Annotated in this window: 7 protein-coding genes; 2 read left to right on the plus strand and 5 right to left on the minus strand. The window is 46.6% G+C overall.

Annotated elements, in window-relative coordinates; translation table 11 throughout:
- Window positions 1–10 precede the first annotated feature (10 nt).
- Window positions 11–247 (minus strand): hypothetical protein, encoded by a 237-nt coding sequence (locus ABGY95_RS09895; RefSeq protein ID WP_347441518.1) that lies wholly within the window; start codon window positions 245–247, stop codon window positions 11–13.
- A gap of 23 nt (window positions 248–270) precedes the next feature.
- Window positions 271–1,242 (minus strand): DUF6662 family protein, encoded by a 972-nt coding sequence (locus ABGY95_RS09900; protein ID WP_347441519.1) that lies wholly within the window; start codon window positions 1,240–1,242, stop codon window positions 271–273.
- Between the two features lie 95 nt (window positions 1,243–1,337).
- Here ABGY95_RS09900 and ABGY95_RS09905 point away from each other — a divergent pair, with 95 nt between their 5' ends.
- A complete protein-coding gene (locus ABGY95_RS09905) occupies window positions 1,338–3,473 on the plus strand; it encodes a TonB-dependent receptor (RefSeq protein ID WP_347441520.1) in 2,136 nt (711 codons plus the stop codon).
- A 9-nt stretch (window positions 3,474–3,482) separates the two neighbouring features.
- Here the strand turns inward: ABGY95_RS09905 and ABGY95_RS09910 are convergent, their stop codons facing one another.
- Window positions 3,483–4,016, minus strand: a complete 534-nt coding sequence (locus tag ABGY95_RS09910) for a PepSY-associated TM helix domain-containing protein (RefSeq protein ID WP_347441521.1) — start codon at window positions 4,014–4,016, stop codon at window positions 3,483–3,485.
- A 186-nt stretch (window positions 4,017–4,202) separates the two neighbouring features.
- Here ABGY95_RS09910 and ABGY95_RS09915 point away from each other — a divergent pair, with 186 nt between their 5' ends.
- Entirely contained in the window at window positions 4,203–4,370 is a 168-nt protein-coding gene (locus ABGY95_RS09915) for a hypothetical protein (protein WP_347441522.1), read from the plus strand.
- Here ABGY95_RS09915 and ABGY95_RS09920 read toward each other — a convergent pair.
- A complete protein-coding gene (locus ABGY95_RS09920; RefSeq protein WP_347441523.1) occupies window positions 4,367–5,053 on the minus strand; it encodes a helix-turn-helix transcriptional regulator in 687 nt (228 codons plus the stop codon). The two genes, ABGY95_RS09915 and ABGY95_RS09920, sit on opposite strands and share 4 nt — an antisense overlap.
- A gap of 576 nt (window positions 5,054–5,629) precedes the next feature.
- A partial coding sequence (locus ABGY95_RS09925; RefSeq protein ID WP_347441524.1) for a hypothetical protein occupies window positions 5,630–6,055 on the minus strand: 426 nt, incomplete at its 5' end.

Here is a 6,055-nt window from a genome sequence, read left to right on the forward strand (position 1 = left end):
CCACAGTAAGTTAATTTAACTTACTGTGGCGGACGCGTACTTTTGAGGCCGATTTAATCGCCTTCATTTGAGATCTGCTCAGACTCACATTCATCTGGGTAAACTTTTTACCAGGGAAGATGAGTTGCTGAGCTTGGTCTCCAGTCAGATAGGTCTTTGCGTAGCAGAAAGTTTGCCCAGCAAAGAGAGCTCCCACAGTAAGAATACTTTTTTTTAAGGCTGAGCGACGGTCATATTGGTTCATCATTGATCGACTGTTATGAATGATCTTTAAAATTCGAAGCCGACTGTGACTCCTACGTGAAGTTCTTCATGCTCATCGTATGCTTTACCTAACTCAGCTACTGCTCCGTTGCGGCTGGCATCTCCTCCACTCTTAACCAGCCAGAGAATGGAACCAGTTACCCACCAACCCTCTTCAGCGTAGTGGAGTGATGGACCAAAATAGTGGCCGTACTGGAATTGTGAACCGAGTTGAATGTCATCAAAGCTGCTGAAATCACCAGTCTGTACGTCTGGCTTACCATCATCTGGAACTCCGTTGATTACTGGGTTTACAAAATCTGTCTGGTAGCGCCATTCGAGACCAGCTGTCCACTTCGGAGCAAAGCGGTATGCTATACCTAAACCAAGATCGAAGGCTATTTCCTCTTCGAGCACTTCTTCGTCAGTACCAGCGCCACCTTTACGGCGTTCTAATTCAACTTTTCCAGCAAAAGCCAGGGTCAGCTGGTTGTCTAACCAGTTCTTCTGAAGATAGATAGAAGGGGCAACCGCGTCTTGGTCGATATCACTTCCGTCGAGGCGGTAAACGTCTCGGTGTTCGAATGCTAGTCCGAATGAGAGGCCAATGGGATCCTTATAAGGTGAGAGAACATTGTATTTCATTCCTAGCTCGAAACCGCCATATTGTGTCTTGCTGAATTGGCCCACTGTTGGGTCAAGTTCTTCGCGTCCTTCTGGGATGTCGTAATCATGGCTAAAGAGCATTAACTCACCAAAGACTGTGAGCTTGTCAGTAATCCCGTATTCTAGCTCAGGACGAATGTCGTGGAAGGCGTAGTCACCTATATCTTTACCCAAGCGGCTGATGCTATTTAGCTTGAGCTCCCAGCTTCCCTCCGGGCGAGTGTCGGTGCCTTTGGTGTACATCCATAAGTTTTCATCAGCATTAGCTGAAATGTTGAGACTAGCGAAAATCGCCATGGCTGAGAGTGTCGTTGTTTTTACAATATATTTCATGTTCGGGTAATCTGCTGTTTAGCTGACAAACAGTTCACTATCGCTAATGAGACTCAATGTCAATAGTGTAGGTTGACAGAAGTCCATTTATGTTTATGTACCGATATGTGAACGAGCGACACAATAGAATACGGGTATTATTACTGTTTGGAGCACTCCTAGTAGCTAGTGAGAGATTGCGAGGAGAGGAGGTTTTGGAGACTCTTGAGACAACAGTTGTTGAAGCAATTAGAATTGAGCTTTCTGAAGAGGATGCTCCTTATAGTATTTACTCTCTAACTGGAGCTGATTTCGAAAAAACGCTCAGTCGTAACGTGGTCGAGTCGCTAGAAGGTCAGCCTGGCGTGAGTGTGCAAAAGACATCAAATGGCCAGGGATCACCCTACTTGAGAGGGTTCACAGGCTATAGAACGCTATCCACTATCGATGGAGTTAGATATAATAACTCGGTCTATCGTGATGGTCCAAACGAGTACTTTTCTTTGATCGACAGCCAATCGATTAGCGGTTTTGAGTTGATCCAAGGGCCAGGTTCAGTCCTCTACGGTAGCGATGCCATCGGTGGAACACTGAACCTTCAGACCAAGAGTTCTGATTATATACTGGAGGACGGCTACTACGCACACGGGTCGCAGGCGTATCGCTATGGTTCCGCTGAAAATAGCCACCTATTTCGTACTGAGTTACAACTAGGTGAAGGGGGAAAGTGGGGGCTACAGCTGGGCTATTCATGTAAGGAATTTGGTGATGTCGACGCAGCTAGTCTTGGAGTCCAGCCGAAGACTGGCTATGGAGAACAAGCTTGGGATGCTAGATTTGATATGGTTCTTAATCAGAATTGGTCAATGACCTTGGTCCATCAAGGCTTGACCCAGGATGATGTGTGGAGAACGCACTCGACCATTTATGCAAAAAGTTTTAAAGGGACAGAAGTTGGCTCGGATCTTAGCAGGCTGAAGGATCAACAACGATCACTTAATTACCTGCGGTTTTTGGGAGAGTATATTCAGCCGTGGTTAGATCAGGTGAGTTTGACATTGTCCTACCAAGCTTGGGATGAGGATGGGCAGCGTCAAAGATCTAACAAGAAGTCGTTGAGTGAGTATTTCCACTCACGAATGATTGGAGTGGATTTAGAAATGCTATCAAATGTTGGTCAGCACATTCTAAGCTATGGAGTGGACTTTTACCGAGACAATGTGGATTCAGGCCGTGTGGATTACAACGCCGATGGATCGGTTGATCGAGTGAGAATCCAGGGACCGGTGGGAGATGACTCGACCTACGATTTATTGGGACTCTATGCGCAAGATTTGATTGAGCTTAGTGATCGGACTGATGTGATTCTAGGTGGGCGCTACACCTACGCGAGGGCATCGATAGGGCGCTATGAAGATCCGGTTTCTAGAAAGCCTGCCGCTTATGACGGTAATTGGCACAACTTAGTAGCTTCGGTGCGTGCTGTGCACGATCTGGACAACTCTGGAGTATGGAAAGCATGGGGCGGCCTGAGCCAGTCGTTTAGGGCTCCTAATATTGCAGATTTGAGTCGCTATGGCGGTAGCCGCTCAGATGAGATAGAAATAGCGGCAACTAACCTAAAGTCTGAGAAATTTTTGACTGGAGAAATCGGCCTCAAAGCAGTGGAAGAAAAATACCAACTCACAGCATCTTATTACTACACCTTCGTCGACGACTACATCACGAGCACTCCGACTCGTAACATGCGTGAAGGTCTAAACGAGGTGACTAAACGTAATAGCGCAGAGGGGTTTATCCAAGGAGTTGAAATAGCCGGTAGCTATGAGCTAGCTGAAGGTTGGCGCCTTTTAGGGAATGTCACTTGGCTTGACGGTGAGTTAGAGAGTTTTGTGGATTCCAGTAGCTCTGAAACTCTGGTTGAACCGATGAGTCGTCTAATGCCGCTCACACTCAATGCGGCTGTGCGTTGGACCAGCGGAGACGAAAAAATCTGGGCTGAGCTAGGCTGCCTCTTCGCAGATAAAGCTGATAAATTAAGCTCCAGAGACAAAGAGGACACTCAACGGATTCCTCCTAGCGGAACTCCAGGTTACACCTTGGTGCACCTGCGTGGTGGCTACAAAGTGAATGATCACTTAGATCTCACTCTGGGGGTGGAGAATATATTAGACGAAGCGTACCGAGTGCACGGATCGGGCTCCAATGAGCCTGGTCTGGGAATGGTATTTGGTGCGCGCGCGAGCTTCTAAACTGGCCAATTAGGCTTTGTTAGCATTCTCTTCTTTCCTGCGTTTGCGTTTTACTAACAATGGAACGATAAAGAGGTAGATTCCTGTAAGCCAAAGCACCAGGAGAATAACGGCGGAGGGGAGGAAAACCCAGAGCTTCACTGAGTCATGAAACCAAGACCCGTCGTGAAGCGACTCGATTAGTTCATTTCTACGATACGCCACTTGGAGAAGTTCTCCGCTGTCGTGATCGAGCTGAATTTCATAGCTGTTCTCAGCTCTGACTTTGATGACTCCTTTGTTGGGGCGCACATCGATGCGGTCGATATCATCCCAAGTTGAGATCTCAGCTTCGGGAGCTTTTTTAGAGGCTTCTAGAATCTGTTGGAAGCTCAGGGCTGGAGCTCCAGCTTCAGCCTTGATGGTCGGAGGTTGAATCCAGGAGACTTCTTTTTTCAGTAAGAGCAAGATCCCCGTGATGATGACAATAAGAATAGGGGCGGCGCAGATGATAGCTCCCCAGTAGTGGGTCTTTCGGTTGAGGCGGTTCCATTTAATTTTCATAAAATACCTTGAAGTCGAAACTTGTAGTTGAGCTCCATCAGTGGCTTGTCAGAAGCTACCTGAGCATGCTGAAAAATGTTCACTTGGGAATGCTTAAAATGCAGTGGTCTTAATTCGGGGCATCGTGACGCTAAGTCATGACAAGCTACCGTTAGCTCAAATCCAGTTTAGCGCTATTCTTAGCCTATGTCTGAAAAGCAGAAAATCAAAATTAAGGTGCCTGAGTATGGTGAATTGCGCGAATCAGTAGTGGAGCGTCTGCGTCGGGTGCGATTGGCGTTTAGCGACGCCAATACTCATGAAAGTAAACATGAGGCAATAGCTAAAATCCTGGCCAAGCCCCAGACTATCTAACTTGATAGCAATTCAGAGGGGAGTTGCCCTTTCTCCTCTTGGAAGGCTTTAGAGAAGTGGGAAAGTGAGTTGTAGCCCACTTCTAGAGCCGCCTCTGTAACATTGAAATCACCATCCTGTAATAGCTTAGCTGCATGGTCTATGCGCAGTTCACGGTGTTTTTGTTTCAGTGTGACACCTGTCGATTTTTTGAATTGCCGACTTAGATAATGGGGGGCGCAGCCAACCGATTTGGCTAGTTCGTTCAGATTTATGGGTTGGTCTAGTCGATCGCTAAGCCAACTGATGCAATGCTCGGTTCTTACTCTATCAGCACGTTTGATTTTGCTACAGAATGGTTCCGTTGTTTGAAGGCCGTTTGGGGCGAAAAGGTGGTGAGTTAGTAATTCTAAAACCTTTGCCAAATACCAGTACTCTTGGGCTGCCACTGGGACTGGTGGAGAGATTAAGCCATAGGCAATTTCTTTTTCTGCAAGTGAGAGGCTACGCACTTTTCCTAGGATGGCGCTAGCTGATTCAGAATTGTTCAAAATGGCTCGTAGCATTGGGTGTAGCGCTTCTTGTCTAGCCCCGAATGTGCGACTAATCCAGTTGGTGGTGGCACTTAGGATGAGGTAACTTTCATCCTTTTCCATTCTGGTTGCAGTGAGTTCCTGACCGAATCCTCGGTGAAATATAACCATAGTATTGGGGCTCAAATTGACTCTTAAATGAGAGCTAAACAGAATAGCGGAACCTCGAAGGTTGAGCACGATGTGTAAGCACCCCTCTGTCAGCCGAGTCGTAAAGTCCCCAGTACTCTGGTGCCAGCTTAAGCTAACACCTTCAAGCTCATGTTCTCCATATAATGTGCGATCTAATCCATTCATTTGTTCGATAGATAAACGCTCTCATTAGTGAGTCTCAATAGCAATAGTAATCAAGGTATGTCATCAAGCCGCTAATGGAAGACAAGCACGCGTTAGCGTGATAGAGCGGAGTTGGTGCAGTATCTCTAGTAATGAAAGCGAAGTATCTAAGTTCACTACTATTGAAAAACGCAGCACTAGTAGCAAAATACTGTTACGCCTTTCTAAAGATTTCTGTGTGAAAAAGCCGCGGGGAAATGAGTGTTTTCCCGCACCTATATAAATGCCCCACAACTTGGATAATGGTTGTGGGGCCTTTATATTATAGACTCTAAGCTTTGCTGATTTGTGTGAAGTAAAGCTGGTTGATACTTACTTTCTCAGGCTAGCTAGCTAGGGGGGAGCTATTTCTTACCTTGGGAATTCGCGCAATTGTGTGGCCGTTTTGAGTTCATCACCCCATTGGTGAAGAGTGCGCACGCCTTCTTGGGCTAGTTCTAAAATCTTTTGGCCATGAGCATTGAACCCAGTAAGAACTGTCTGGGGACGGCCTTTGGTGATGTCGACTCTGAGGTGCAGGTGGTAGATTTGTGTTAGGTCTATTGAGTATTGTTGCTTGCCAGCATGGAGGTAAACAATGCCGCTATGCGCGGACTGTGAGCAGTACTGAAATTCATGGACGGAATGGGCATATACTCCCGAATGCGTGAGTTTGATAGACGTATCTTTCTCAAAAGACTGAATGATTCTGAACAGAGGGTGGCTTGAACAGTCTTTGCGTAGCTCTTCCTGTTGTTCTAAGCAGCACTGACAATTGGGGACGTATTTGTCTCTGAC

The organism is Rubritalea sp., from assembly GCF_039830215.1.
Lineage (GTDB): Bacteria > Verrucomicrobiota > Verrucomicrobiia > Verrucomicrobiales > Akkermansiaceae > Rubritalea.

Coding starts and splice junctions, on each gene's coding strand:
- ABGY95_RS09895 (WP_347441518.1), bottom strand. CDS start 247: ATGATGAACCAATATGACCGTCGCTCAGCCTTAAAAAAAAGTATTCTT.
- ABGY95_RS09900 (WP_347441519.1), bottom strand. CDS start 1,242: ATGAAATATATTGTAAAAACAACGACACTCTCAGCCATGGCGATTTTC.
- ABGY95_RS09905 (WP_347441520.1), top strand. CDS start 1,338: ATGTACCGATATGTGAACGAGCGACACAATAGAATACGGGTATTATTA.
- ABGY95_RS09910 (WP_347441521.1), bottom strand. CDS start 4,016: ATGAAAATTAAATGGAACCGCCTCAACCGAAAGACCCACTACTGGGGA.
- ABGY95_RS09915 (WP_347441522.1), top strand. CDS start 4,203: ATGTCTGAAAAGCAGAAAATCAAAATTAAGGTGCCTGAGTATGGTGAA.
- ABGY95_RS09920 (WP_347441523.1), bottom strand. CDS start 5,053: ATGGTTATATTTCACCGAGGATTCGGTCAGGAACTCACTGCAACCAGA.